Raw genomic sequence first — 25,362 nt, forward strand, 5'->3', positions numbered from 1 at the left:
AAGATAGAGCAGCCTAGGGCTGCTCTACTGAGTATTAAAGCGTTGTGCTTGTTGTTTTTGCTTGCAGGTGCAGAATCAAGTAATCAGGACCGCCAGCTTTTGAATCTGTTCCTGACATATTAAATCCGCCAAACGGCTGGTACCCAACGATGGCACCTGTACAACCGCGGTTGAAATAAAGGTTTCCAACGTGGAACTCTTCTTTCGCACGCTCAATGTGTTCAGGCGTATTTGAAAGAAGGGCACCTGTTAAACCGTAGTCAGTGTTGTTCGCAATTTCCATCATATGATCGAAGTCGCGCGCTTTGCAGAATGCTACGACTGGGCCGAAGATTTCTTCTTGCATTAAACGTGCTTTTTCATCTACATCTGCAATAATCGTAGGCTGGATGAAGTAGCCTTTTGAATCATCTGCTTCTCCGCCCGTCATTAAACGGCCTTCTTCTTTACCGATTTCAATGTACTTTGTAATTTTGTTGAAAGAAGCTTGATCAATAACAGGTCCCATATACGTGTTTACATCTTCAGGGCTGCCCATTGTTAATGTTTTTGTCAGCGCAACTGCTTTTTCAAGAACGATATCGTATACGTCTTGATGAACAACTGCACGAGAGCCCGCTGAACACTTTTGTCCAGAGAAGCCAAACGCTGAATACACAATAGAAGAAGCAGCTAAATCTAAATCAGCATCTTTATCTACAACAACCGTGTCTTTTCCGCCCATTTCAGCAATAACGCGTTTTAGCCAGATTTGACCAGGCTGTACTTTTGCTGCGCGTTCATAGATGCGGCAGCCTACTTCACGAGAACCTGTAAATGAAACGAATCGTGTTTTTGGATGATCTACTAAATAGTCGCCAATTTCGCTTCCGCTTCCCGGCACGTAGTTTAGTACGCCGTCTGGAAGGCCAGCTTCTTTCATTACTTCTACAAATTTTGCTGCGATAACGGGTGTGTTGTTAGCCGGTTTTAATAAAACCGTATTTCCTGCTACGATTGCTGCTGCTGCTGTTCCAGCCATGATCGCTAGCGGGAAGTTAAACGGTGAAATAATAACGCCGACACCAAGTGGAATGTAGTTAAATTTATTTTCTTCACCTTCGCGGCTCTCAACAGGCGCGCCGTCTTTTAGCTGCACCATTTGGCGAGCGTAGTATTCAAGGAAGTCAATTGCTTCTGCTGTATCAGCATCTGCTTCATTCCACGGCTTTCCTGCTTCTTTTACAAGGTAAGCTGAAAATTCATGCTTGCGGCGGCGAATGATGTCCGCTGCGCGGAAAAGAATGTCAGCGCGAGCTTCCGGCGCTTCTTTTTTCCATGTATTAAATGTAGAAAGTGCTGCTTGCATTGCTTTTTCAGCCAGGTCTTGATCTGCTTTTGACACGCGTCCGATAACTTCTGCTTTATTTGCTGGGTTAATGGACTGAATTTGATCTTCTGTTGTAATGAATTCTCCGCCAATTACAAGAGGATAGTCCTTTCCAAGCTCTGATTGTACAAGTTCTAATGCAGATTCAAACGCATCTTTGTTTTGTGCAGTCGTAAAGTCTGTGAAAGGCTCGTGTTTGTATTGTTTGATTTCGTTGATATTCATTGTGTTCATTTTCATTACCCCTTTTTTAGAAAATTTTAAACATAATTAATATTCCAACACCCTATACCTGTATTATAATCACCTTATTATCGTTTTGTACATAGTTTTTTAACAAAAATGTTCAAAAAAATTAAAAATAAACACTTTTGTTTAAACATCCAATGAATCTATGGTTTTTATAGTGATTTTGAACAAAATGAAAAGAAAGGAGTGTCGGTAAAGTGAAAGAAAAGATGTTTTGAAGTAAAGAATTACGATAGCGGAAAGAGTTTATCGGTAGTAAATTAAAATGATCTTCCTTTCAAAAAAACAATAGACAAAGTTGTTCAATATAAATTATCATATAATTCGAAAAGTAATTTTTGCCGAATGAAGCTATCTTTTTCGTCAAGTGAAGGCTTCATTTGCATGCACAGATAGAAGGAGGGTAGGAAAACGGCAGTTATTTGTCCACGATATTGTAAGGGCTTACATATTTAACGCGCGATGCGAAGAACGTGTAATTCTTTAAATGACGGTTTCTATGAGGAGGATTTTAATATGAGTCATCAACCGCCTGAGTTAAAAAAAGAATTAAAAATTCGACACATAACCATGATTTCTTTAGGAGGAATCATTGGTGCCGGTTTGTTCATTGGAAGCGGATCGCTTATCAACGCAGCAGGTCCTGGTTCCATCTTTTCGTACGCGTTTGCCGGTTTGCTGGTGATCTTAGTGATGCGAATGCTGGGGGAAATGTCTACGGCTAATCCTTCAAGCGGTTCGTTCGCGACATATGCCAGAGAAGCGCTTGGACCGTGGGCTGGCTACACAATCGGCTGGCTATACTGGTTTTTCTGGGTAATTGTTATTGCTGTTGAAGCGATTGCCGGCTCAACAATTATTCAATACTGGTTTCCATCTCTACCGTCTTGGGGTGTCAGTCTGCTCCTGACATTTTTATTAACTTTAACGAACTTATACTCTGTTAAATCATTTGGTGAATTTGAATACTGGTTTTCGCTTATTAAAGTAGTTAGTTTAGTGCTGTTTTTACTTTTAGGGGGAGCGATCATCCTCGGTTTAATACCGGGAGTAGAGTCTCCGGGAGCGTCGAACCTTCTTCATAGAGGAGGATTTCTTCCAAATGGAATCAGCTCCGTCTTTTTAGGAGTGGCGATTGTCATGTTTTCCTTTATGGGAACCGAAATTGTCGCAACAGCGGCTGGAGAATCGGCTCAGCCTGAGCGAGCGATCACCATCGCAACAAATACCGTTATTTATCGTATTTTAATTTTTTATCTTGGGTCTATTTTAATCTTAGTAACGATCCTTCCTTGGGATTCTTCAAGCTTGATGAAAAGTCCGTTTGTTTCGATATTAGAGCTGGTAAACGTTCCGGCAGCTGCTCAAATCATGAACTTTATCGTACTGACTGCCGTTCTTTCTTGCTTAAATTCAGGTCTATATACGAGTTCTCGTATGCTGTACTCAATGGCGCAAAAAGGAGACGCGCCGCGTATGTTTTTGAAAGTGAATAAAAAAGGCATTCCGTTTAATGCCATTGTAGGATGTACCGTGATTTCTTACATCAGCGTTGGGTTTAACTATCTTTCACCTGATAAAATCTTTTTATTTTTAGTAAATGCATCTGGAGGCGTAGCGCTTCTTGTGTACCTTGTTATTGCTTTTTCACAGCTTCGCATGAGAAAGAAATACGAAAAAGAAAAGCCAGAAGCTTTAAAAATCAGAATGTGGCTGTTTCCTTATTTAACGTATGGAACAATTGCGGCGATCACAAGCATCTTTATTGCGATGGCATTTATTGATTCGCTTCGCACTCAGTTTTATCTCACGCTGCTGATTGCTATATTTGTGGTATGTTCGTACTTCTTTATGAAAAAGAAAAAAGATGATCATTCCCTATCAGGACAGGGAAATAAAAGAATCTCTTAAATAGAAGAGAAAATCATCACGAGGGGCTAGGGGGAAGTAAATTGGCAAACAAAGAGTTAAAAAGAGGGCTTGAATCTCGTCATATTCAAATGATTGCTCTTGGAGGAACGATCGGGGTAGGGTTATTTATGGGTTCAGCAAGCACCATTGAATGGACGGGGCCATCCGTCCTGCTTGCGTATGCTATTTGCGGCGTTTTTATTTTCTTTATTATGCGTGCAATGGGTGAAATGCTTTACTTAGAGCCAAGTACGGGTTCATTTGCGACATTTGGTCATAAATATATTCACCCGTTAGCTGGTTACATTACGGCTTGGAGCAACTGGTTTCAGTGGGTGATTGTCGGCATGGCAGAAATTATTGCCGTCGGAGCTTATATGCAGTACTGGTTCCCGCATTTGCCGGCGTGGGTTCCGGGAATTGTCGCCATGATCATTCTCGGTGCGGCAAATTTAATCTCAGTGAAATCTTTTGGAGAGTTTGAATTTTGGTTTGCAATGATTAAAATCGTGACGATTGTGCTCATGATTATTGCCGGTCTTGGCCTTGTTTTCTTCGGTCTTGGAAACGGGGGAGAAGCGCTTGGACTATCGAATTTGTGGGCAAACGGAGGTTTCTTTACAGGCGGATGGTCCGGCTTTTTCTTTGCGCTGTCGCTTGTGATTGCTGCCTATCAAGGAGTAGAGCTTATTGGAATTACAGCAGGAGAAGCCAAAGATCCTAAAAAAACGTTAACAAGCGCGATTCAAAGCTTGATTTGGCGTATATTAATCTTTTATATCGGTGCCATCTTTATCATTGTAACGGTATATCCGTGGAATGAGCTTGACTCACTCGGCAGTCCGTTTGTTTCTACATTTGCGAAAGTAGGGATTACGGCAGCTGCGGGAATCATTAACTTTGTGGTCATCACAGCGGCAATGTCTGGATGTAACAGCGGAATTTTCAGCGCAGGACGCATGCTTTATACGTTAGGCGTAAACGGACAGGCTCCAGCGTTTTTTACAAAGGTTTCTCGAAACGGTGTACCTATTTATAGTACCGTTGCGGTAATGATTGGGTTAGCTGCGGGCGTTGTCTTAAATTATATTGCTCCGCCAAATGTTTTTGTGTACGTGTACAGCGCGAGCGTGCTTCCAGGTATGATTCCATGGTTTGTCATTCTTATCAGTCAAATTCGTTTTCGAAAAGCAAAAGGAGCGGCGATGGATCAGCATCCATTTAAAATGCCTTTTGCTCCTGTGACGAACTACGTAACCATCGCGTTTTTACTTATGGTGCTTGTAGGTATGTGGTTTAATGATGAAACGCGCATATCGCTGATTGTCGGGATTATCTTTTTAGCTATTGTCGTGCTGAGCTACTATGTACTAGGTATCGGAAAGCGCACGGAAGTACGGTCTTCTGAAAGACGTAAGCTAGTGAAATAAATGATTTTGTAAGAGGGGCTGAAAAGCATTTTCTTTTTTTACTAATGAGGTGCATGGCAAGAAGGAAAAAGAAAAAAGAAAAAACCAGAGTCAAAAGGGCGTGTTCAGGCATAAGATAATCCAACTCAAGCGAAATGCAAGCGGCGTTTTTCTTGAGGAAAGAGTAACTAAAGAAAAGGAAGTGTTCGTATGTCTGGAAACGCTGGATGTGGATATGGATCTGGTTTTGCTTTATTAGTTGTATTATTTATTTTATTAGTAATCATCGGCTGCAGCTGCTACGGCGGAGGCCTTGGCTGGTAATTCACTCATTTAAAAAGCCCTATAAGGGCTTTTTTCAATGCTTATAAATAACGCTTTTTCCCGTTTTGATAAATGTTTACGTGAAAGTCGTTCATTTCTCCGATATAGAGTTTAGAGGGTAAATCAGCTACTTTGACAGATGAAGTAATTTCTACAGTTTGATACCCCTTTGATTCTAGCGTAATGGTATGAAGTTTAGGCTTATTCATCATTTGTAAAAAAGGGGTATCTTCTTTAAAATAGAAGCGTTCATCCAGTGCTACTTCAAACGTAACGGGTTTTGAGCTGTGATTTTCAAATGAAAGGTCACAGGTACCCGTTAATACGGTTTCTTTTTTATTTCTCTTAAATGTACAAATGCTGTTTTCCACATCATAAGAAATGGCATACATACCTGGTAATACGGTCTTTTGCATCGCTTCAACTATATGACCAGGACCCGATATGACAATAAACGCAGCTAAAATCGTTAATTTTAAACGGTGACGATTTAAACTTTTGTAAAGTGCAAAAAGACCAAGTAAAAGTATAATTCCCCACGCATTGCTGGCATATTGAATTCCCGTCATTGTTTCTTCATCTCCATAGAGGGGAAGACCTAAAAAAGAAAAGACAGAATGACTGAGCGGTGTTGAATTAGGGAAAGGGATGTTTAAAATAAAAACAATCAGTAAAAAAATGAGTCCCTTTGTAAAAAGTGATCGTTCACGAATCATGTTGTTCCTCCTTAGCTATAAATCACGTATCATTATATACTATTATTATCTTTTTTTGTAATTAATGGTTATTTTATTGCGTGGGAGAAGAGAGAGTGGAAAATAAATTGATAAAAAATGTGCATGTCCATTTATAAGCGTCGTAGTTTCTTAGAAAGCAGGGTATGAAATATTTATTTTTGTGCAAATGATACATATTGCCGAATGAAAAAACTTTATGGCGCATCACAATCCAGAAATGTCGGTAGCCTCAAAGCTTACACAGAGGGTTTTAACCATACATAATTAGGATAAAGCCTGTCTTAGAACAGAGACTTGCTATTTCTAAATTGATATGTTACACTAAGTTTAATTATTTTTGTTCGGTATGAAATTGAAAGAAGAGAAATATTCTTCAATAGAAATTTTTATCTGGAAATAGTACGATTGAGCAAGGGTAGTAATATATGTGTGGAGTAATTCCACCACTGGAGGAAATAGTATGACTGAAGGTACAGTAAAATGGTTTAATGCAGAAAAAGGTTTCGGTTTCATCGAAATTGAAGGCGGAGAAGATGTATTCGTACATTTCAGCGCAATTCAAGGCGACGGATTCAAATCTTTAGACGAAGGTCAAAAAGTGACTTTCGACATCGAGCAAGGTCAACGCGGTGCACAAGCTGCTAACGTTGTAAAAGCATAATTTTATGCAATCCAAAAAAGACTCCGACTTTGGACGGGGTCTTTTTTTATTGTAGCAAACACGCAGGTAACGGAGGAATACGTATGAGTAAAGCAAAAGGTAAAGGCGGCACGGGGCGAGGCACCGGCAAAAAAGGATGGAACCGCTGGCAGGCGAGTGCAAAAAAGAAGAAAAATGCAAAGCCTTATAAAAGTAAGGGAACAAAAAATGCTGATAAGCCGGAAGGCAACTAATCCTATATGCGCAGTATCATCTGCAACTTCGACTTACTCTGTTTGAGTAAGTTTATTTCATATTGGAAGTATTTTTTTATTGCTTTTTTTACAGTTTACTGTCACTATATGAAATAATAAAGTGATTTGTGTGAATTTTCTATAAAAATTGATTTTTTTTGCAAACACTTTCATATTTCGACAACCTTTTTGATTTTTATCGGTTATACTTCTTTATAATAGATTATAGAAAGATGCAGGGGAGCATAAAGTGAGAGAGGAAAGCGACAGTTTACTCTGTACGCTTTTTACGTTTCTGGACCGTATTGCAGTAGCGTCGTAACAAGTAGATCATGCATCAGTTTAGAACACATCAAAACTCAACTAAGTGTAACGGGGGGATATGAGTGAGCGTAGGCATCGTAATTGAAAAAGTTCAAAATTATGCTATGTTAGAAGATCATGTTTTGGTTGAAATGGTTCACAGTGGAGACGAAAAATCATTAGAGTATTTAATCAACAAGTATCAAAATCTTGTAAGGGGAAAAGCAAGAAAATACTTTTTGATTGGTGCTGAAAAAGAAGATATTGTCCAAGAAGGAATGATTGGACTGTACAAAGCAATTCGCGACTTCAACGAAGACAAGCTAACATCTTTTAAAGGTTTTGCGGAGTTATGTATCACAAGACAAATTATTACGGCGATTAAAACGGCTACTCGTCAAAAGCACGGTCCGTTAAATTCGTACATTTCATTGGACAAGCCTCTGTATGATGAAGAATCAAACTATACGCTGATGGATATGATTCCTGGCGATCAAATTGCTAATCCGGAAGCGGTGCTGATTCATCAAGAAAAAGTGGAAGACCGCGAGTTAAAAATTGCGGAAACACTTAGTGAATTGGAAAGAAAAGCATTGACGCTGTATATGGACGGCCATTCATACGCTGAAATTTCGAAAGAATTAAACACGCACGTCAAGTCAATTGACAACGCGCTGCAGCGTATCAAAAGAAAGTTAGGTCGAGACGTAGAAAGCAGACAAGCTATTTCATAATAGGTAAAGAGGACCTTATTGGATAATAAGGTTCTTTTTTTATTGAATAGGTGTCTATTCTGCACTGAAATATTTAACAAATTTAGGTTTTTACCATAATTTCCTTTATGTGTTAAACTAATAGCACGTTAATTTCGAAGGGGGATTTTATGTTTTTCTTTCTAGACAAGCATCATGACAGGCTAACGTGGATGATTGTAGGAATCGGACTTATTCTTTTTTTCGTAAGGCGAGATATGCTTACATTTGTATTGACCCTCTACATATGCTTACAGGGAATTCAACATCGCAGGCTTATTAAAAAGAAAATAAAAGCTACCTCTTGGGGTAAGCGTATTTTATACGTACTGTGTTTTTTACTATTAATTGTTGTATTGGCTTATTCTACGACTCATATGCTTGCTTGGGCACATACGCATCATGTGTTCATTGTTTTTCAATTCATTATGATTTACCTGCTGATTCTTTTAGGTAGGTTTTTACTGTCTCACGTCATTCCAAAAGTGATGAATAAGCTACATGAATAGAAAAGGGCCGGACCTCAAAGGGGTTTCGGCTCTTTTTCACGGTCTTTTAAAATGTCTTGAATAATTTCAATATGAACAGAAGCCCACGATTGTTCACGGAAATGAAGAAACACGCTTGGAATGAGAATAAAAACATACAGCACGACAAAAATAATCCAAAGCCAGCTGCCGTCTTTAAATAAAAATTGCTGCAGCCGCTGCGAAAATAAAAAAAAGAGCCAAGGCAAGGCAGAAACAAGGATAGGGATGACGCCGGAGCCGTTTTTTTCTTTGGTCATTCGGTAATACACTTTTCGCAAAGTAGCGCTTTCTAGCGTAAGGTAAAGCTGCCGGATTTCTTCCATTTCCGCTAATTCATCAATATTTGCTGCGTTTTGATTTTGATGAGCCGCTTTTTTCAGTTTAAGGTAGACTTTATGAGCATCGCCGCGCAGTGAAAACATATACCAGCCTCCCGCATATTGTTTCGTCTTCTTTAACAGAGTTTGCAGGTGCATGTAAATCTATACAAAAAGTTTCGTGATACGAAAGAATAAGAAAACAGAAGTGTAAGCGTAAATCATTAGTAGAAAATGAGAGAAAACAGCTGATTTTTACTCTTTTTGGCCGCCTTTACACATCAACTAGCAGCACATATACTAATAAAAGAGCAATTAGTTACCTAGGTAAATAAAATGAAAAGGTGAGGTGAGAAAAGTGAATAACTTGGTGTTTCATGAGCTTCATCAAAAGTCGAGATTGTCTATTAAAGAAGTAAATGAAGTGTTAAAAGCGTACGGGCTATACAGCTCACAGTATTCGATTTTATTTTGTTTAAAGCGATTCGGCTCGATGACGCAAACGGAGATTTGGCAGTATTTAAATGTCGAAGCGCCAACGGTTACCCGCACGTTAACAAGGCTTGAAAAAAGCGGATGGATCGTTCGAAAAGCAGGCAGTGATAAACGAGAGCGCATCGTTTATTTGTCTCCTCAAGCGAAGAAAAAGCTTCCAGAAATTCAGCAAGAAATTGAACGTTTAGAAGAAAATTTGCTGATTGCTTTATCCGACAGCGAACAGAATCAGCTTATTTCGTTATTAAAGAAAATTTGTAAATCTACAGAAAAGGGTGAAATGAATGACGAACCAGCAGGAGCCAATCTGGACTAAAAGCTTTATCAGCATTGCGATTACCAACTTTTTTATTTTTGTCGTGTTTTATGCATTGCTGACGCTGCTGCCGATTTATGTATTAGACGCCTTGGACGGCACGAGTACGCAGGCAGGGCTTGTTGTTACCATCTTTTTATTATCTGCGATTATTGTTAGACCGTTTTCAGGGAAAGTCATTGAAAACATTGGAAAGAAAAAAACGCTTGTATTTAGTACCCTCATTTTTGCGCTTTCTTCCTTCTTATATATGTTTATCCACCATTTTAACGTGCTTTTATTACTGCGCTTCTTTCAAGGAATTTCATTCAGCTTAGCGACAACCGTCACCGGAGCGATTGCAGCGGATTTAGTTCCCGCTAAACGACGAGGAGAAGGGCTTGGCTACTTCGGAATGTCAATGAACTTAGCTGTAGTTGCAGGGCCGTTTTTAGCATTAACGCTTCATCAATACATGGCATACAACATTATTTTCCTTGTATTTGGCGTGATTATGCTCGTTGGTTGGCTGTGTGGAATGATGGTCAAAAATCTTCAAGAAAACGCTGCTTCGCCAGTGAAGAAATCATTTTCACTGAGCGACTTGTTTGAAAAGAAATCCATGCCGATTTCATCTGTAGGTATTCTCGTTTCTTTTTCGTATGCAAGTATTATTTCGTTTATTTCTGTGTACGCACAGTCGCTTGGATTAATTAAAACAGCAAGCTTTTTCTTTGTTGTGTTCGCAGCTGCGATGCTGATTTCACGACCGTTTACCGGAAGACTATTCGATAAATCTGGTCCAAACATCGTGATTATTCCATCATGCGTTGTCTTTGCGATTGGTCTATTTAGCTTAAGCTTTACGCATTCTTCTTGGATGCTGCTGTTTTCAGGTGCATTAGTAGGACTAGGCTACGGAACGCTGCTTCCTAGCTTCCAAACGCTGGCGATTCAAGCAGCGCCTGCTCACCGAAGCGCATATGCAACTGCCACGTTCTTTACGTTTTATGATAGCGGAATTGCAGTTGGTTCGTTTGTATTAGGAATTGTAGCAGGTGCTTTAGGCTATTCAAAATTGTACTTTGCGCTTGGTATTTTTGTTCTTTTGATTACACTTTACTACAAGTGGATTGCAAATTTACGTCAAAAACAAAAAGCAGCAAATATCCAGGTGGGCATGAAATAAAAAAGCTCGGCGTAATATGCGCCGAGTTTTTTTATGGATTTTTTACAGGACTTTGGAAGGGAAGCATATTTAAGTCAAAAGGTACTAGCCAATTCCTATCCATCTGCACCATACTTTAACAGGGGAACCATTTACATATAAAACTTCTTGGATGAAATAAAAAACAAAGGAGAACAAACATGAAAGTAATGAAACCTCTTATGGTCACAGCGTTAGGGCTTAGTCTTGCCACTTTTTATGAAGGCGCTTTTCCTGCAGAAAAAGTTGTGCAAGTACAGGCTGCTACAGATGAAAACGTGATTGCTGATAAAGCAAAAACGTATGAAGGAGCCGATTATACATCTGGAGGAGAGACGCTAAGCGAAGGGTTTGACAGCTCTGGCTTCGTTCAATATGTGTTTAAGCAAGCGCTGGATACAACGCTGCCTCGTTCCGTGAAAGAACAGTCAGAGCTTGGGACAGACGTTGATAAAAACGAGCTGCAAGCGGGTGATGTATTGTTTTTTGACACTAATGAAAACGGTGAAGTGAACGTAGCCGCTATTTATATCGGAGACGATGAGATGATTTATGCATCTTCCTCAGACGGAAAAGTCGTGGTGAAAAACATTTCAAGCAGTGCCTATTGGTCATCACATTTCGCCAAAGCAAAGCACATTACAGGAGCACCGGAAATTGCAAAAGATAATGAAGTCATTGCAGAAGCATTAAAACATCTCGGCACGCCATATGTATTTGGAGGCGAGTCGCCAACAGACGGTTTTGACTGTTCCGCATTTGTTGCCTATGTATTTCAACATGCATCGGACGTCTACCTTCCGCGATCAACCGATCAGCAGTGGCAAGTTGGAGAAGAAGTTGCACGGGCAGATTTAAAGCCAGGAGACGTTATCTTTTTTAAAGACACGTATCGTGAAGGGATTTCACACGTAGGCATTTACGCAGGCGGCAATCAGTTTATTCACGCCAAGCGCAGCGAAAATGTGACGGTTGATTACCTAACAAGCAGCTACTGGACGTCTAAGTACGCCGGAGCAAGGCGCTACGATGACTTATCGCTGTCAAAAGACAATCCATTTGTGACGGAATCTCTTAAATATGTAGGAGAAGTACCTTACGCACAAGGTGGGACAAGTCCTTCTACAGGCTTTGATACAGCTGGTTTTGTTCAATACATTTATAAAGAAGCAGCTGGAAAAGACATTCCGCGCTATGCAAGTCAGCAGTGGGAAGCAGGAGAAACCATTTCACAATCTGACTTGAAGCCGGGAGATCTCGTCTTTTTTGAAGGAAGTTCACTTATTCCATCTATCTATATTGGAAATGACTATGTCGTTCACGTATCCACATCTGAGGGCGTGAAAATTACAAACTATAAAGTAGACAGCTACTGGGCGCCTAAATATTACGGAGCAAAGCGCATGCCATAAAGGTAAAAAACTAAGACAGTCTGGGGCTGTCTTGGTTTTTTAATAGGTAGCCAATTGTTTTTGTATGTCTTTGATTCGCTCTAGCGTTATCCCTTCCCGCTGCTCGATGGCTAAAGGATGGTCGGTTGGTTCTAATTCAATGAGAGGTCTCGTTCCAACAGGTCTTGTATGCACATTTGTTTTTAAATTTAACGTTTCAGGATAGCCTGGAATTGAAACTGAAAACCAGCCGAAATAAGGCGGTTCATGTTCTCTTTCGTCACTTTCCCATAAATTTATCATTCGATGAAAATTTTCTTCGCTTAAAGAAACCCAAATGTTCCAAATGAAAGGGTCTTCTTCATTAAGAACGGGAATTTCAACGCAGCCTCTGACGAAAAAATGTTCTTGATTCATGATACAAATCTCTGAATATAGTTCAAAGTCGTTTTGTTTTTCGTCTTCTGACGCCTCATAATAGTAAAAAGGAGCTTCACTTGTATAATTCATAGGCAAAGCGGGCAGAGGGTGTTCACAAGTTAAGTCTTTATAGTGAAGTTTGTTCTTTTTCTTTTTGCCGTATAATCGTCTTCTTCGCATATTATTTTAGACTCCTCAGATAAAAGTATCTCCATTATAATACAAAAAAATGGCTGCTTAAGCGTATAATGTATAAAAAAGTTTGATTCCCCGTATCTTTTGAACTTCCTTTAATCGTTTAGTAAATAGAGAGTGCAAAAGGAGTGAAAACCATGTCACATTCAAAAAAAATTGAAAAACAAACAGAAAGCTTTGATGAGGCTTGCTGGAACGAGCATTACCCAAAACTGCAGCAGTACTGCCGCTTTTTAGCACAAAATGTGTGGGACGGAGATGATATCGCGCAAGAAACGTTTTTAAAAGCTCAGCGATATAAAGGCGAAGAGCACAATTTGTCTTCTGCGCTGTTAAATAAAATTGCGTACCACCACTGGATCGACCTGCTGCGAAAACGAAAGCGTGAAGGAATAGTCGAAGAAAAAGCTTTGGAACAACAAGCCGACAAGCATACGTTTGATAGTAAGGGACACTCGGTCGAACTGCTGCTTAGTCAATTTACGCCGAAGCAAGCGGTTATCTTTTTCTTAAAAGAAGGCTTTCGCTATCAGCTGAAAGAGATCGCTTCGATTTTACAAACGTCAGAAACAGCGGTGAAAAGCAATTTACATCGTGCTAAGCAGCGGTTAGAAAAAGACAGTGAGCCGTTTTCTACAGATTCTTTTTGGAATGAAAGAGAGCGTAAAAAGCTGTCAGAACTGTTTTATAAAACGTTAGAAGCGCAGGACCCAGCACTTTTGATTCGGGAGTTGCCTTCCTTAAAAAGCGTCATTCAAAAACCAACGTATACTCCGACATGCACTCTCTGCATGGCTGCATAGCCATATTACGTGTGATAGGGAGGATATATATGAGTACCATTCCATATGTAATTGAACAAAGCAACCGCGGTGAACGTTCGTATGATATTTATTCAAGGCTCTTAAAAGACCGAATTATTTTAATTGGTGATGAAATCAATGATCATATTGCCAACAGCGTGGTCGCGCAGCTGCTGTTTCTTGCGGCAGATGATCCTAAAAAAGATATTTCACTCTATATTAACAGCCCCGGAGGTTCGACTTCAGCAGGGTTTGCGATTTATGATACGATGCAGTACATCGAGCCGGACGTTCAAACGATTTGCACGGGCATGGCCGCTTCTTTTGGCGCACTGCTTCTCCTAGCAGGAGCAAAAGGAAAGCGCTATGCACTTCCAAATAGTGAAGTGATGATTCATCAGCCGCTAGGAGGGGCTAGAGGGCAGGCGACTGAAATTGAAATTAGCGCCCGGCGGATTTTAAAATTGAAGCAGCATATTAATGAAATCATATCAAAACGAACGGGGCAGCCGGTTGAAAAAGTGGCAAACGATACGGAACGAGATTATTTTATGAGCGCTGAAGAAGCAATGACTTACGGAATTATTGATGGTATTCTGTTGCCGAAATAAAGAGGTGATAAGGAAGCATAGACGGCAGCGTCTATGCTTGCTTGTCTATAGAAATAAGAAAAAAGACCTTAGTATTATCTTTATTTTTCTTGAAAAGGTAGGTATTATATAAAATATAACAGATTTTAGAAAGAAGGTTTTACACATGCAAGAAGTGATTGGAGTAGAGCAGCGGTCTCTGTTTCAAAAAGTATTAGTCACATTTATTTTTTCGTTATTTATTTCCACAGTTGGCTTATACGTAGGTCAATATGTGCCGCCGGCTTATTTTCTTCCTTTAGCGATTGCTGAACTTGTGATGCTGGTTGCGGCATTTATGTTACGAAAGAAAAAAAGCGTAGGATATGGCTTTACATATGCTTTTTCATTTATATCAGGCATCACGCTGTTTCCGATTGTCAGCTACTATACATCAGTAGCGGGGGCGCAAGTCGTTCTTTATGCGTTTGGAAGCACGTTCGTTATTTTTACGGTGATGGGTGTAATTGGCGCAAAAACAAAAAAAGATCTAGGGTTTTTAGGCAGCTTTTTATTAGTGGCGCTGTTAGCACTAGTGTGCATCAGTATTTTCTCGCTGTTTAGTCCCTTAACAACGCCTGGACTCATGGCATTCTCAGTGATTGGTACCATCGTTTTCTCACTTTACGTACTATATGATTTTAACAAAATGAAGCATGGTGAAATTACAGAAGAGCTTGTTCCACTGCTGGCACTATCTCTTTATTTAGACTTTATTAATCTATTCATCAACTTGCTTCGCTTTTTTGGTATTTTAGGCAGCGATGATTAATAAGAAATAGGCTGGGACAAAAGTGTTCTAACTGAAGGGCGATCCGAACGGTGAAGATTCTTGATGGAGAATCAACTTCGTTCGGATTTTTTATTGGTAGGATGAGCGTAGGTGTCATCCATTTAGATGCTTCTAGCTGTTGATTGGAGGGCAAGGCGGAGACTCCTGCGGGAGAAGCGGAATAGGTGAGACCCCGCAGGAGCGGAAGCGACGAGGAGGCTCAGCGGCCGCCGGCGGAAAGCGAAGCCTTGCACGGAAATCAACAGCGGTATAATAAGCAGTCCACCTCATGTATCCAATCTGTTGATCTTTAGATGGGAGTGATGTAGTTATATCACAATCTCTTTTTTTTGTTTTAGTTATTCTCCGCCATCCCCTTCTCCATCCTCGCTAACGTCATCCTCTGTTTTTTCATAGTTTGGTCCGGTAGCGTAAGGTTCTTTCAAAAACTTTTCAAGCCACGTGGAGCCTGTAGCGACCGCGCCGTTTTTAGCATGAATAAATTCACTGATTGTATATATTTCAACGACTTGCTTTCGATATTTACGAAATAAAAATGCGCTGGCAACAACGCCAATACTGATGATTACATACGTATTCATGGAATCCTCCTTATAAAAGGGTTAGTGTTACGTATGCCGCATAGTAAAAGAATATGCATAAGGCGTTGTAACCAAACAGATTGATGTAACTCATAATTGTGACGATTTTTCATGGTTTCTCTTATGGATATTTTTGGTATTATATATTTGTGATGAAAAATAAGATGAGGAGAAGAGCGAGTCTTAAGAGGAGGGGAAGTATGAATAAAGTAGTTCTTACATCGTTATTCTTTTTCTTACTAGTTGGTTGCAACCAAGAACAGGTCAATGTATCTACACCTAATGATGAACAAGTTCCAGTGTCAGGAAGCATTATGGTTAATGACAAAGAGTATGAAATGCGAGTAGGAGAATATGAATGGAACGGTGACGATGGTGCGCACATAACCAAAACGGATTCTTACTCACCAAAAGAGGTTGCTAAAGAATTTGATGACCTCACGCTAGAGAAAGATACCAAAGTTACAATTCTACTAAAAAACAATCCAAAACTTACAATTTATCAACTAAACAAAAATAATCAAAAAGAAAAAATTAAAATAACGGATAATCATATTGAAGTGTCTTCAAAGAACGGTTACTATCTTTACGAAGTATCGGGTAAATGGCCTCATGGAAAGGCAACTTATTTATTTGATGTGAATGTGAAATAGCCAACTGATCGGATATTTGGGAGTTATAGTGAACTGCTATACATGCATGAATTTAAAAGAAGTTCGTTTAGTGGTGCGAGCCTTTGAAAAAATGGTAGTATAGAGCAGGTACATAGAGAACGCAAATTTTTTGGAAGGATGCATGCTAGTGGTGAATTTTAATGAGTTTTTTACCATTTCTTCGTATGAAGTAATGGAGCATTCGAGTCGAAAAGAAAACGGAAAGAATATAGATGAATATGAAGTGATGTTGTATAACGAAAACGTTAGTCAAACAGAAAATGTGATGATTAAATTTAAAAAGGTGAGCGATGAAATAGCAGTGGAAAAAGTACAAACTCTCTCTTACTTTAATCAACAGCGTCCTAAACACCCCTGTAAGATTTGCGGCAGTGAAGTGATGGTAAAAGAGAACAGCACTGAAGAACTGGATGTTTACGCACATAATTGTTCATTTAACTACAAAGAAATAGAAGGTTGTTTAAGAGAACTAGTACAAAATGAACTTTTGCAGGATGGATTTACTCAAGAAGAATTTGAACGGAACTATGGAGTTAACTACCGTGATGACAGTAATAAAGAATATGGCTTTTACGACGCGCAGCAACGAGATACTTTTTACACCATCTTTAACGATAGCGTCTATCACACATCCTACAGGGGACCGCAAGAGCTTCGCTGCAAGTTTTGCGGGATGGACGAAGAGCTGCTTGTTGTAGACGGAGCCTTCTATCAAAAATGTACAGCATTAACTCCACATACTAATCGAATTATTCATATGATTGAAGCAAGGAAACAAAACGAGCCAGACGTAACAAAACGTTGATGAGAGAAAAGGGCCGGAGCTTGAGAAGAACATAAAAAAGAAGCTTCCTTTTGAGCGAAAGGAAGCTTATCAAATTTGTACCTATAGGGTTGAGTGGTGCATAATTAAATAGCTATCGGAATAACCGATGAATCATTAAAGTAAGCAACTTCTGAAAGAATACTGCAGCCTTTCAGCTTTTTGAGCTGAGAAAGCGCTTCTTCTTTACTATCAAACTCGTACATTTTTATTTCATCTTTTCTGACATAACACGTAATCACATACATTTTAGAAGTACCTCCACCTATCATGTAGAATTTATTAATAAAAAGCTATAGCAGCTTTTATTCCCTATTAAAATAGCGTAAGTGCGCCTGTGACAATAGCAAGGACAATGAGAACAAGAGACGTTAAAACGGCCCATTTAAATGCAAAGCGCTGATGTTCACCAAGATCAACACCTACCATACCTACAAGTAAGAAAGTAGAGGCAACGAGTGGACTTAATAGATGAACAGGTTGTCCGAGTACTGAAGCTCGCGCAATTTCCATTGGATCAATTCCGTAAGAAGCAGCTGTTTCAGCGAAGATTGGTAAAACACCAAAGTAATAGGCGTCGTTACTCATCACAAATGTAAACGGCATGCTTGTCAAAGCAACGATTGTTGGTAAAAACGAACCGAGTGAATCAGGAACTAAATGAATTAACAGGCTTGCCATTTCGTCAACCATTTTAGTGCCGGATAGTATTCCTGTAAAAATACCGGCTGCAAAGACAAGGGCTGCAACGGTTAACGCGTTGCCTGCATGAGCCATTAGACGTTCTTTTTGATCCTCAAGTTTTGGATAGTTAATCATAAGAGCAAGCGCAAAACCAATCATAAATAAAACAGAAACGGACCAAATACCAGAAACTAATACGACCATAAGTGCAATGGTTAAAGCTAAGTTAATCCAGATTTTTTTAGGCTGCGTAATATCTTCTTGAGAAGTTAAAGACGCGTCTTCAGCAAAAGCAAGCGAGCTTTTTAATTCAAACTGCTCGATGTCAATAGCACCAAGTCGTCTGCGCTCTTTTTTTCCAAGAATATAGCCTGTAAAAATCACCCACAAAGCTCCGCCAATTAACGTTGGAAGAAGTGGAATAAAGAACTCTGATGCATCGAGGTTAAGAGCAACAATCGCGCGAGTAGCCGGGCCTCCCCAAGGCGTCATGCTGCTCATAATACTAAGAGAAAGCATCGCAACCGTCGTTAACACTAACGGGCTCATATTCAGACGTTTATACAGTGGAAGAAGAGCAGAAACCGTAATCATATAAGTAGTTGTACCGTCTCCGTCTAGTGCAACTAAAAGCGATAGAAGAGCGGTTCCAATCACGATTTTGAGCGGATCGCCTTTTACGATTTTTAACAGCTGCTTAATTAATGGATCAAACAGGCCGGCATCAATCATAACGCCGAAGTATAAAATGGCAAACAGCAGCATCGCAGCTGACGGAGCTACTTGTTTTAACCCTTCTAGCATCATGTCTCCGACGCCTTTGCCAAACCCTCCAATCACCGCAAAAAGAAGCGGAATGACCATTAAAGCTACGATAGGAGACATCCTTTTTGACATAATGAGATACGTAAAGACAATAATCATTGTAAAACCTAGTAGTGCTAGCATTCAAACAACCTCCTTTATTTTCCCTCTTTTCTTTGAAAGCGTTTACTTTTAGAGTAAAAAAACGTGACTAACATCTCTCATCCCCATGTATGAGCCGTAGTTTGATTATTAAGAATTTTTAAAGCCGCTCTTTACTCCCGCTGATGTTTCTTGTTTTCATGTTAGTACATTTTGAAAAATAAAGGAAATATAGGTTTTTTTAGAAAGTTCATAAAAATTTTTTATAATGGTAGTCTAGAAAAAAGCTTGGTCTAAAAGAAAGTTTCTTCCAAGACGCAAACTTTTTAGCTTTTGCTTTATTTTTCACTTAGCTTTAAAAAGTCAATAAATGCTTTCACGACCGCTAGATTCAAATAAGAAGGATCATACATGAGCCACGTGTTTCGAAGCAAAGGTGATTCATCTCGGTATGAAAGTCCGTATGTATATAAGTTGTCGCTGGAGTGAAGGCAAATTTCAGGCAAAATTGCAAAGCCTAAATCATTTTTAACCATTTCTTTGGCCGTTTCTTGCCGGTCAACTTCCATTGCCACAAACGGAGGCTCTGAAAACTTGTCATGCCACCAGTCTTGAATGAGATCTTTTAGCGACGTATCGGTTTTATAGTTAATATAAGGCAGGTTCGGCAAGTCATCGATCGCAATCTCTTTTTTTGAAATTAAGCAAAGCCGCTCTTTCGTCAGCAGTGATTTTTCTCCGTTCCACGGGTAATTGCCTCGCAAAATACCAACGTGCACACGGGAAGAGTCTAATAGATTCATAACTTGCGTACTCCAGCCTGTATTCACACTGAACTGTACGTTTGGATAGTGAAGAGAAAACTGCTTTAAAATCTTTGGAAGCTTATGCTGTGCAAAGTTACTCGATACCCCTAGGCGAAGCGTTCCCGTAACGGTTTCGCTCATATTACGCATGCTGTCTTTTGTTTCTTGCAGCTGTTTCCACATATTTTCTGCATAGCGAACAAGATGCTCACCTTCAGATGTAAACTCAATTCCTTTTTTCGTTTTGAAAAAAAGCGTCACGCCAAATTCTTCTTCAAGATTTTTAAGCCGGTAGCTTAAAGAAGGCTGCGATACGTAGAGCCTTTCAGCCGTTCGCGTAATGTTCTTTTCTTCGTGAAGCGTTTTAATTAATATCCAATCTTTTTGATCCATCCCAATTCCCCCTTGTATTTAGATTATAAAAAAATTTTTAAAAAGACAATAAATTTTATGTATTTTACTTATGACCACCTCTATTATACGATAAATGGCAAATGAACCGGTTCTAAATAGTAAAAAAATAAAATGGTTTGATGAACGCCTCGGCGTTTGTTAGTAGGGGAGAAAGGTGATTAAGATGACGCGTATTCCTGTAACGGTTATGAGAGGTGGAACGAGTAAAGGGGTCTTTATCAATCATGAAGAAATGCCTGTGAACAAATCGGATTGGGAACCGTTTTTGCTAGATATAATGGGAAGTCCGGATCAACGTCAAATTGACGGGTTAGGCGGAGCCAATTCGCTGACAAGTAAAATTGCGATTATAAAAAAATCAGATTTAGAAGAAGCTGACGTAGATTACACGTTTGCGCAGGTCAGCATCAGCGAATCTCTCGTTGATTTTAAAGGAAACTGCGGCAATATCTCCTCAGCAGTGGGGCCTTACGCAATTGAACAAGGACTTGTACAAGCTGTGGAATCGGTGACCAAAGTGCGGATTTATAATACGAATACTAAAAAAGTAATCGTAGCGGAAGTAGAAGTAGAAAACGGGAAAGTGAAAACAGAAGGAGAATGTATGATTCCTGGAGTGCCAGGTACGGGTTCACCTATTTATCTTTCGTTTGAAAACGGAGAAGGAGCCGTTACCGGAAAACTGCTTCCGACCGGGAACGCTATTGATCTTCTGCAAACATCTATCGGAACAGTAAAAGCATCAATTGTTGATGTAGGAAATCCGCTTGTATTTGTTAAAGCAGCGGATATTGGCCTAAAAGGAACAGAACTTCCGCATGAATACACGGACAAACAGCTGAAGCTATTTGAAGAAATTCGCTCCATTGCAGCGGAAAAAGCGGGGCTCGCACCTCAAGACAAAGCAACTAAACTATCACCAGCGGTTCCAAAAATGACGATTATTGCTCCTCCGATGGACCACCGCGACGGGACTGGCAGAGACAAAGAGGCTTCTCAAATGGACGTATTAATCCGGATGATGTCCATGCAAAAACCGCATCAAACGCTTGCGATTACAGGAGCAATTTGTACAACGGCGGCTATCTATACAAAAGGCACGCTTCTGTCAGAAATGGTTCAACTAAAAGGCGATACGGTTCGACTTGCTCATCCAATGGGAATTATGGAAACCAGTGTAGATCTAAAAGAAGGACAGGTTAATGGAATCAAAGTAGTGCGTACGGCCCGTCTTATTTTTGAAGGATTTGTTTATACAAAGCATGCGTACGATGTATGTTTATCAAGTTAATAACGTTCTCTAAAAAAAAACTCTTTCTAGGAAACTAGGAAGAGTTTTTTTGTGTTAGAATATTTTTACTAAATATTGAAAAAGTGGGTGGTAGTATGAAAAAAAGAACGTATATTGATTTAAGCCACATCATCGAAGACGGAGTTATCACACATAAAGGCTTGCCGGCACCGATCATTTGCGACTATTTAAGCCGAGAAGAGTCTAAAAAGCTTTATGAACCAGGGACTGAATTTCAAATCGGTAAAATTGAAATGGTTACAAATACAGGTACGTATATTGACGTGCCGTTTCACAGATATAAAAACGGAGCAGATTTGGCTCAAACAGCTATTGATAAAACAGCCGGACTGGAAGGAATAGTAGTTTCAGTCGACCCGACTTTAACGGCTATTGATGAATCTCATTTTCAGCATGTAGATGTAAAAGGCAAAGCGGTATTACTTCATACGGGATGGGATCGCTATTGGAATACAGACGATTATTTAGAAAACCATCCATACTTAACAGAAAGCGCGGCGGCTTATTTAGTGTCTCAACAGCCCGCTCTTGTCGGAATTGATTCGATGAATATTGACGACACAAAAGGAAAAGCAAGACCAGCTCATACGCTGCTGTTAGGAGCGGACATTGTGATTGCTGAACACTTATGTCGCTTAGATCAACTAACGGGGTCCTTTTTATTTTACGCCGTGCCTCCTAAAATAAAAGGAGCCGGAACATTTCCGGTAAGAGCATTTGCGGAGGTAGAAAGAACATGATCCAATTACATAGATACAGGGAAGTGCAGGAATTTAAAAACCAAGTCGAGCCGCTTTTAGAGAAAAATGAAGTTCTTCACAACTTAGCGCTTGGCATTTTACAAAGCTTACATGAAAGCAGCAAACCGAATTTTATGGGCATTATTTTAAAAGACAATCGTGCTGCGCTTGTGTTACTGCAAACCCATCCTCAGCAAATCATCCTGTCTCAAATACAGAAGCTAACGAATGATGAGCTGAACGAAGTAGCTGAGCTGTTAAAAGAAACCGCCGTACCGGGCTTAGTTGGAGAAAAGCAAACGGTTTTATATCTTTCTCAAAAACTAGCAGCGCTAAAAAATCAAGAAGCTTCGTTGAAAATGGATCAGCGCATTTATCGGTTAGACAAAGTGAAAAAAGCTGCGGACGCGAAAGGAGTGCTGGTAAAAGCAAGATCAGAGCATATTCCGCTCGTGACGGAATGGATTTGGGAGTTTATGGACGTCATTGGAGAGCCTGTATCAAAAGAGCAAGCTGTCAAAACAGGCGAAGCTTTTATTAAAGCAGAACGGCTATTTTTATGGGAAGTGAACGGGAAGTATGTGTCAATTGCTAATGCTACGCGTCCGACAACCCACAACGTTACGATTAACTTTGTGTACACGCCGCGGGAAGAACGTAAAAAAGGCTATGCATCAAGCTGTGTGTCCACGCTTTCTCAGCTTATGCTAGACAGCGGTTTTCAAACAACAAGTCTATACACGGACACGACAAACCCTACGTCTAACAAGATTTACATGGAGATTGGGTATGAACACGTAGCTGATTCCGCATTAGTTTTATTTCATGAAAAAAAGTAGCAGGCTGCCTGCTACTTTTTCTATTTCTTAAGGTTTTGCAACTAAGTTTACGTGATTCAACGTTTTGCTATCATCAAAAATAAATTCAAGATCATAGGCGCCGGCATGATACGTGTATCTCGTTTGAGTCGTACCATCACCTTTTACTTTGCTTGTAAAGTTTGGCTGACCTAATTCTTTCTTTAAGTTAGCTTGCGTGATGGACCCTAAATTTGTTTGACGCTCTACATTTGTACCAAAATAGCGAATTTCGTTAATGACGTTATTTTGGTCATAACCAAATGCATATCCAGGATGGCCCATTTCCGCATGATAGTAGTCAAAGTTATTTGATGAACCTTCAGGCGGAGGACCGAACTGATCTCGAACATCTTGACGCAGGCTTTTGCCAATTTTTAAGTCTGCTGTTAACCGCGGCACTTCACCTTGCACCGCCGCATTATAAATTTCGTTAATGTTTTTTACAGCTGTTTGACTTTGGCTGCTTGTTTCTTGAGATGTAGCTGCGTGTGCTGGGGTATCAAGCTGAGCCACAGGAGCAAATCCAAACGCAGCAATTCCTGTAATCGTCGCAGCAGCAGCCGCTTTTGATAGTCGTTGTTTCATTTTCATGATTTTTTCCTCCTATATATAACGATTTATCAATCTCAGTCTACCTAAAAGAGAAGGTAGGCCAGAATGGTCAAGGAGTCTTAGTTGAGTTGGTAACTGATATATATAATGTAACACGCCTTTCAGAATATAAACGTCAGGTAAGGTGAAAAGCAAAAAACGATTCATTTCTCATAGGTGAAAAGATTGGTTTTTGTTCCTTTATTATGTAAAAAAACGTAATATAGGGAGGATTCTAAGTCTTTATAAAAAACTAGATAATAACTGTAAGTATGATACAATAAATCAAGTATTTGTTAAAAATATAATATTTATTGCTGGAGTTTTGATGTATGGAAAAAAATTTGATGAGAGGTACGCTTTTGTTAACAGCGTCTTCTTTGCTAACAAAGATTTTGGGTTTTATTTATATTATTCCGTTTACAGCGCTAGTCGGAACGTCAGGTTACGCGCTTTATAAGTATGCATACGGTCCATATACCTTGATGCTAAGCTTATCGACAATGGGTCTTCCGCTTGCTGTTTCGAAGTATGTATCGAAATATAACGGTCTTGGAAACTACAGGGCAGGGCAAGATCTATTAAAAGCAGGCCTTCTATTAATGACGATAACAGGCATAATAGGATTTTTAGTCCTCTATACCATGGCGCCTTCGCTCGCTGAGCTAGTGATTAACGGAAAAGATTCCTCAGGAAATAGTCAAAAAGACGTGGTATACGTGATTCGAATGGTGAGCTTTGCTTTAATTATTATCCCGCCTATGAGTCTATTACGAGGCTACTTTCAAGGTAACCAGTCCATGGGACCGTCCGCGCTAAGTACAATTATTGAACAAATAGTGCGTGTGCTGTTTATTTTAGCAGGAGCATACGCTGTTATTCATCTCTTTCATAGCACGATGACAAAAGCTGTTGGAATTGGTACGTTTGGAGCGTTTATTGGAGGCTTAGGGGGTATAGGGATTCTTGGTGCGACGTATCTAAAACGCAAGCGGCTGATTATGAAGGAAGTGAATAGCGGAAAGAATAATAAATCTGTTCCGTTCTCTTTAATGTTCAAAGAGCTTGTGACGTACGCTGTTCCGTTTGTATTAGTTGGTTTAGCTATTCCAATCTATCAAAATATTGATACGTTTACGATTAACATGCTTTTTCAATCAATAGGGTATGGACAAGCTAAAGCCGAAACGATTAACTCCGTCATTGGGTTAGCGCAAATTTTAGTAATGGTGCCGGTATCGCTAGCGACTGCCTTCAGCATGTCGCTGATTCCGGGTATTACATCTTCTTTTGTGCAAGGAAATTTACGAGAAGTAAAAGGAAAGATTACAAAAACGCTGCAGCTGCTGTTGTTTTTTACTCTTCCTTCTGCGGTGGGGCTTTGTTTATTGGGTAAGCCGGTATATATGATGATCTTTGGAGCGAAAAACAGTCCTGAAATCGGTGGAGTTGTTTTACAATGGTATGCGCCTGCTGCCATTTTATTTGCTCTTTTTACCGTAACAGCCGCGATTCTTCAAGGAATTAATCAGCAAAAGAAATTAATTTTTGGCTTGGGCTTAGGTATTGTTGTGAAGATAGTATTAAACGTACTGTTGGTTTCAAGCTTAAAAGAAATTGGACCTGTTGTCGCGACGTACGGAGGATATGGTGTATCGGTTATCTATAACTTTTATTTAATTGAAAAATCCATTTCTTACCGAGTTCAATCACTAGGAAAAGCCGCGTTGACTCCTGTTTTATTAGTAAGTGTGATGTCAGCCGCTGTGCTTATTGGCAATTATGCTTCTCACTATTTTCTGGAAAATAAGCTGTCTGCATCTTCACTTGCGAGTAGCACGTCTTGTATTTCAATAGCTTTAGGTGCTGCTGTGTATCTAGGGCTTGGCGTCAAAACAAGTTTAGGGCAATCTGTTGTGTTAAATAGAAGAAAAAGAATGTAAAGGAG

The 25,362-nt window shown here is 39.7% G+C and carries 29 protein-coding genes; 20 read left to right on the top strand and 9 right to left on the bottom strand.

The window, feature by feature from the left end; translation table 11 throughout:
• Positions 1 to 34: 34 nt before the first annotated feature.
• Positions 35 to 1,603 (bottom strand): L-glutamate gamma-semialdehyde dehydrogenase, encoded by a 1,569-nt coding sequence (gene pruA, locus WKH56_RS29560; protein ID WP_048020392.1) that lies wholly within the window; start codon positions 1,601 to 1,603, stop codon positions 35 to 37.
• Between the two features lie 531 nt (positions 1,604 to 2,134).
• Here pruA and WKH56_RS29565 point away from each other — a divergent pair.
• The 3 genes from WKH56_RS29565 to WKH56_RS29575 all read left to right on the top strand — a co-directional run bounded on the left by WKH56_RS29565 (position 2,135) and on the right by WKH56_RS29575 (position 5,262).
• Positions 2,135 to 3,529, top strand: a complete 1,395-nt coding sequence (locus WKH56_RS29565; protein WP_342837225.1) for an amino acid permease — start codon at positions 2,135 to 2,137, stop codon at positions 3,527 to 3,529.
• Between the two features lie 41 nt (positions 3,530 to 3,570).
• The gene (locus tag WKH56_RS29570) at positions 3,571 to 4,959 is read left to right on the top strand and encodes an amino acid permease (protein WP_063247169.1); all 1,389 of its coding nucleotides are present in this window, start codon (positions 3,571 to 3,573) and stop codon (positions 4,957 to 4,959) included.
• Between the two features lie 189 nt (positions 4,960 to 5,148).
• On the top strand, positions 5,149 to 5,262 hold the full coding sequence (locus WKH56_RS29575) for a YjcZ family sporulation protein (RefSeq protein ID WP_080754474.1): 114 nt from the start codon (positions 5,149 to 5,151) through the stop codon (positions 5,260 to 5,262).
• A gap of 41 nt (positions 5,263 to 5,303) precedes the next feature.
• On the opposite strand, the gene WKH56_RS29580 is transcribed toward WKH56_RS29575, so the two are convergent.
• Positions 5,304 to 5,978 (bottom strand): hypothetical protein, encoded by a 675-nt coding sequence (locus WKH56_RS29580; RefSeq protein WP_243495045.1) that lies wholly within the window; start codon positions 5,976 to 5,978, stop codon positions 5,304 to 5,306.
• A gap of 481 nt (positions 5,979 to 6,459) precedes the next feature.
• Here WKH56_RS29580 and WKH56_RS29585 point away from each other — a divergent pair, with 481 nt between their 5' ends.
• The 4 genes from WKH56_RS29585 to WKH56_RS29600 all read left to right on the top strand — a co-directional run bounded on the left by WKH56_RS29585 (position 6,460) and on the right by WKH56_RS29600 (position 8,457).
• A complete protein-coding gene (locus tag WKH56_RS29585; protein ID WP_013058502.1) occupies positions 6,460 to 6,660 on the top strand; it encodes a cold-shock protein in 201 nt (66 codons plus the stop codon).
• A gap of 77 nt (positions 6,661 to 6,737) precedes the next feature.
• A complete protein-coding gene (locus WKH56_RS29590; protein ID WP_162837669.1) occupies positions 6,738 to 6,893 on the top strand; it encodes a DUF3934 family protein in 156 nt (51 codons plus the stop codon).
• Between the two features lie 386 nt (positions 6,894 to 7,279).
• The gene (gene sigH / locus WKH56_RS29595) at positions 7,280 to 7,930 is read left to right on the top strand and encodes an RNA polymerase sporulation sigma factor SigH (RefSeq protein ID WP_013058500.1); all 651 of its coding nucleotides are present in this window, start codon (positions 7,280 to 7,282) and stop codon (positions 7,928 to 7,930) included.
• Between the two features lie 149 nt (positions 7,931 to 8,079).
• Positions 8,080 to 8,457, top strand: coding sequence for a hypothetical protein (locus WKH56_RS29600; protein ID WP_063247167.1), 378 nt, complete (start codon positions 8,080 to 8,082; stop codon positions 8,455 to 8,457).
• A gap of 14 nt (positions 8,458 to 8,471) precedes the next feature.
• Here the strand turns inward: WKH56_RS29600 and WKH56_RS29605 are convergent, their stop codons facing one another.
• Entirely contained in the window at positions 8,472 to 8,900 is a 429-nt protein-coding gene (locus WKH56_RS29605; RefSeq protein WP_063247166.1) for a hypothetical protein, read from the bottom strand.
• A gap of 253 nt (positions 8,901 to 9,153) precedes the next feature.
• Between WKH56_RS29605 and WKH56_RS29610 the strand changes: the two genes are divergently transcribed.
• The 3 genes from WKH56_RS29610 (at position 9,154) to WKH56_RS29620 (ending at position 12,204) form a co-directional block, all read left to right on the top strand.
• On the top strand, positions 9,154 to 9,606 hold the full coding sequence (locus WKH56_RS29610) for a MarR family winged helix-turn-helix transcriptional regulator (RefSeq protein WP_063247165.1): 453 nt from the start codon (positions 9,154 to 9,156) through the stop codon (positions 9,604 to 9,606).
• A complete protein-coding gene (locus WKH56_RS29615) occupies positions 9,575 to 10,774 on the top strand; it encodes an MFS transporter (RefSeq protein ID WP_063247164.1) in 1,200 nt (399 codons plus the stop codon). The genes WKH56_RS29610 and WKH56_RS29615 overlap by 32 nt, the downstream gene beginning before the upstream one ends.
• Before the next feature lie 179 nt (positions 10,775 to 10,953).
• Positions 10,954 to 12,204: a C40 family peptidase gene (locus WKH56_RS29620; RefSeq protein WP_063247163.1), complete on the top strand. Its 1,251-nt coding sequence runs from the start codon at positions 10,954 to 10,956 to the stop codon at positions 12,202 to 12,204.
• 39 nt (positions 12,205 to 12,243) lie between these two features.
• Here the strand turns inward: WKH56_RS29620 and WKH56_RS29625 are convergent, their stop codons facing one another.
• Positions 12,244 to 12,783: a DUF2199 domain-containing protein gene (locus WKH56_RS29625; RefSeq protein ID WP_063247162.1), complete on the bottom strand. Its 540-nt coding sequence runs from the start codon at positions 12,781 to 12,783 to the stop codon at positions 12,244 to 12,246.
• A 152-nt stretch (positions 12,784 to 12,935) separates the two neighbouring features.
• On the opposite strand from WKH56_RS29625, the gene WKH56_RS29630 reads away from it, so the two are divergent.
• The 4 genes from WKH56_RS29630 (at position 12,936) to WKH56_RS29645 (ending at position 15,276) form a co-directional block, all read left to right on the top strand.
• Positions 12,936 to 13,601, top strand: coding sequence for a sigma-70 family RNA polymerase sigma factor (locus WKH56_RS29630; RefSeq protein ID WP_275210870.1), 666 nt, complete (start codon positions 12,936 to 12,938; stop codon positions 13,599 to 13,601).
• A 29-nt stretch (positions 13,602 to 13,630) separates the two neighbouring features.
• On the top strand, positions 13,631 to 14,212 hold the full coding sequence (clpP, locus tag WKH56_RS29635; protein WP_221832171.1) for an ATP-dependent Clp endopeptidase proteolytic subunit ClpP: 582 nt from the start codon (positions 13,631 to 13,633) through the stop codon (positions 14,210 to 14,212).
• Positions 14,213 to 14,357: 145 nt separating this feature from the next.
• Complete coding sequence (locus WKH56_RS29640) at positions 14,358 to 15,002, top strand: Bax inhibitor-1/YccA family protein (RefSeq protein ID WP_025750024.1); 645 nt, start codon at positions 14,358 to 14,360, stop codon at positions 15,000 to 15,002.
• A gap of 139 nt (positions 15,003 to 15,141) precedes the next feature.
• On the top strand, positions 15,142 to 15,276 hold the full coding sequence (locus WKH56_RS29645) for a hypothetical protein (protein ID WP_255902688.1): 135 nt from the start codon (positions 15,142 to 15,144) through the stop codon (positions 15,274 to 15,276).
• Positions 15,277 to 15,361: 85 nt separating this feature from the next.
• On the opposite strand, the gene WKH56_RS29650 is transcribed toward WKH56_RS29645, so the two are convergent.
• On the bottom strand, positions 15,362 to 15,604 hold the full coding sequence (locus tag WKH56_RS29650; protein ID WP_063247160.1) for a hypothetical protein: 243 nt from the start codon (positions 15,602 to 15,604) through the stop codon (positions 15,362 to 15,364).
• 200 nt (positions 15,605 to 15,804) lie between these two features.
• On the opposite strand from WKH56_RS29650, the gene WKH56_RS29655 reads away from it, so the two are divergent.
• Together WKH56_RS29655 and WKH56_RS29660 are read left to right on the top strand one after the other, a co-directional pair.
• On the top strand, positions 15,805 to 16,257 hold the full coding sequence (locus WKH56_RS29655) for a hypothetical protein (RefSeq protein WP_063247159.1): 453 nt from the start codon (positions 15,805 to 15,807) through the stop codon (positions 16,255 to 16,257).
• A 148-nt stretch (positions 16,258 to 16,405) separates the two neighbouring features.
• A complete protein-coding gene (locus WKH56_RS29660) occupies positions 16,406 to 17,083 on the top strand; it encodes a hypothetical protein (protein WP_221832173.1) in 678 nt (225 codons plus the stop codon).
• A 104-nt stretch (positions 17,084 to 17,187) separates the two neighbouring features.
• On the opposite strand, the gene WKH56_RS29665 is transcribed toward WKH56_RS29660, so the two are convergent.
• The 3 genes from WKH56_RS29665 to WKH56_RS29675 form a co-directional block, all read right to left on the bottom strand.
• The gene (locus tag WKH56_RS29665; protein ID WP_165636182.1) at positions 17,188 to 17,349 is read right to left on the bottom strand and encodes a hypothetical protein; all 162 of its coding nucleotides are present in this window, start codon (positions 17,347 to 17,349) and stop codon (positions 17,188 to 17,190) included.
• Between the two features lie 67 nt (positions 17,350 to 17,416).
• The gene (locus tag WKH56_RS29670) at positions 17,417 to 18,733 is read right to left on the bottom strand and encodes a CitMHS family transporter (protein ID WP_028414937.1); all 1,317 of its coding nucleotides are present in this window, start codon (positions 18,731 to 18,733) and stop codon (positions 17,417 to 17,419) included.
• 296 nt (positions 18,734 to 19,029) lie between these two features.
• Entirely contained in the window at positions 19,030 to 19,890 is an 861-nt protein-coding gene (locus WKH56_RS29675) for a LysR family transcriptional regulator (protein ID WP_033579989.1), read from the bottom strand.
• A 184-nt stretch (positions 19,891 to 20,074) separates the two neighbouring features.
• Here WKH56_RS29675 and WKH56_RS29680 point away from each other — a divergent pair, with 184 nt between their 5' ends.
• The 3 genes from WKH56_RS29680 (at position 20,075) to WKH56_RS29690 (ending at position 22,802) form a co-directional block, all read left to right on the top strand.
• Positions 20,075 to 21,202 (top strand): 2-methylaconitate cis-trans isomerase PrpF family protein, encoded by a 1,128-nt coding sequence (locus WKH56_RS29680; protein ID WP_243495686.1) that lies wholly within the window; start codon positions 20,075 to 20,077, stop codon positions 21,200 to 21,202.
• Between the two features lie 95 nt (positions 21,203 to 21,297).
• Positions 21,298 to 21,963 (top strand): cyclase family protein, encoded by a 666-nt coding sequence (locus tag WKH56_RS29685; protein ID WP_342837228.1) that lies wholly within the window; start codon positions 21,298 to 21,300, stop codon positions 21,961 to 21,963.
• Positions 21,960 to 22,802 (top strand): GNAT family N-acetyltransferase, encoded by an 843-nt coding sequence (locus WKH56_RS29690; protein WP_342837230.1) that lies wholly within the window; start codon positions 21,960 to 21,962, stop codon positions 22,800 to 22,802. Before WKH56_RS29685 ends, WKH56_RS29690 begins: the two co-directional genes overlap by 4 nt.
• Before the next feature lie 27 nt (positions 22,803 to 22,829).
• Here WKH56_RS29690 and WKH56_RS29695 read toward each other — a convergent pair whose 3' ends face one another.
• The gene (locus tag WKH56_RS29695) at positions 22,830 to 23,414 is read right to left on the bottom strand and encodes a YjgB family protein (RefSeq protein WP_114896401.1); all 585 of its coding nucleotides are present in this window, start codon (positions 23,412 to 23,414) and stop codon (positions 22,830 to 22,832) included.
• 332 nt (positions 23,415 to 23,746) lie between these two features.
• On the opposite strand from WKH56_RS29695, the gene WKH56_RS29700 reads away from it, so the two are divergent.
• Positions 23,747 to 25,357, top strand: a complete 1,611-nt coding sequence (locus WKH56_RS29700) for a putative polysaccharide biosynthesis protein (RefSeq protein ID WP_342837233.1) — start codon at positions 23,747 to 23,749, stop codon at positions 25,355 to 25,357.
• Positions 25,358 to 25,362 lie beyond the last annotated feature (5 nt).

It is taken from the genome of Priestia sp. SB1 (genome assembly GCF_038898415.1).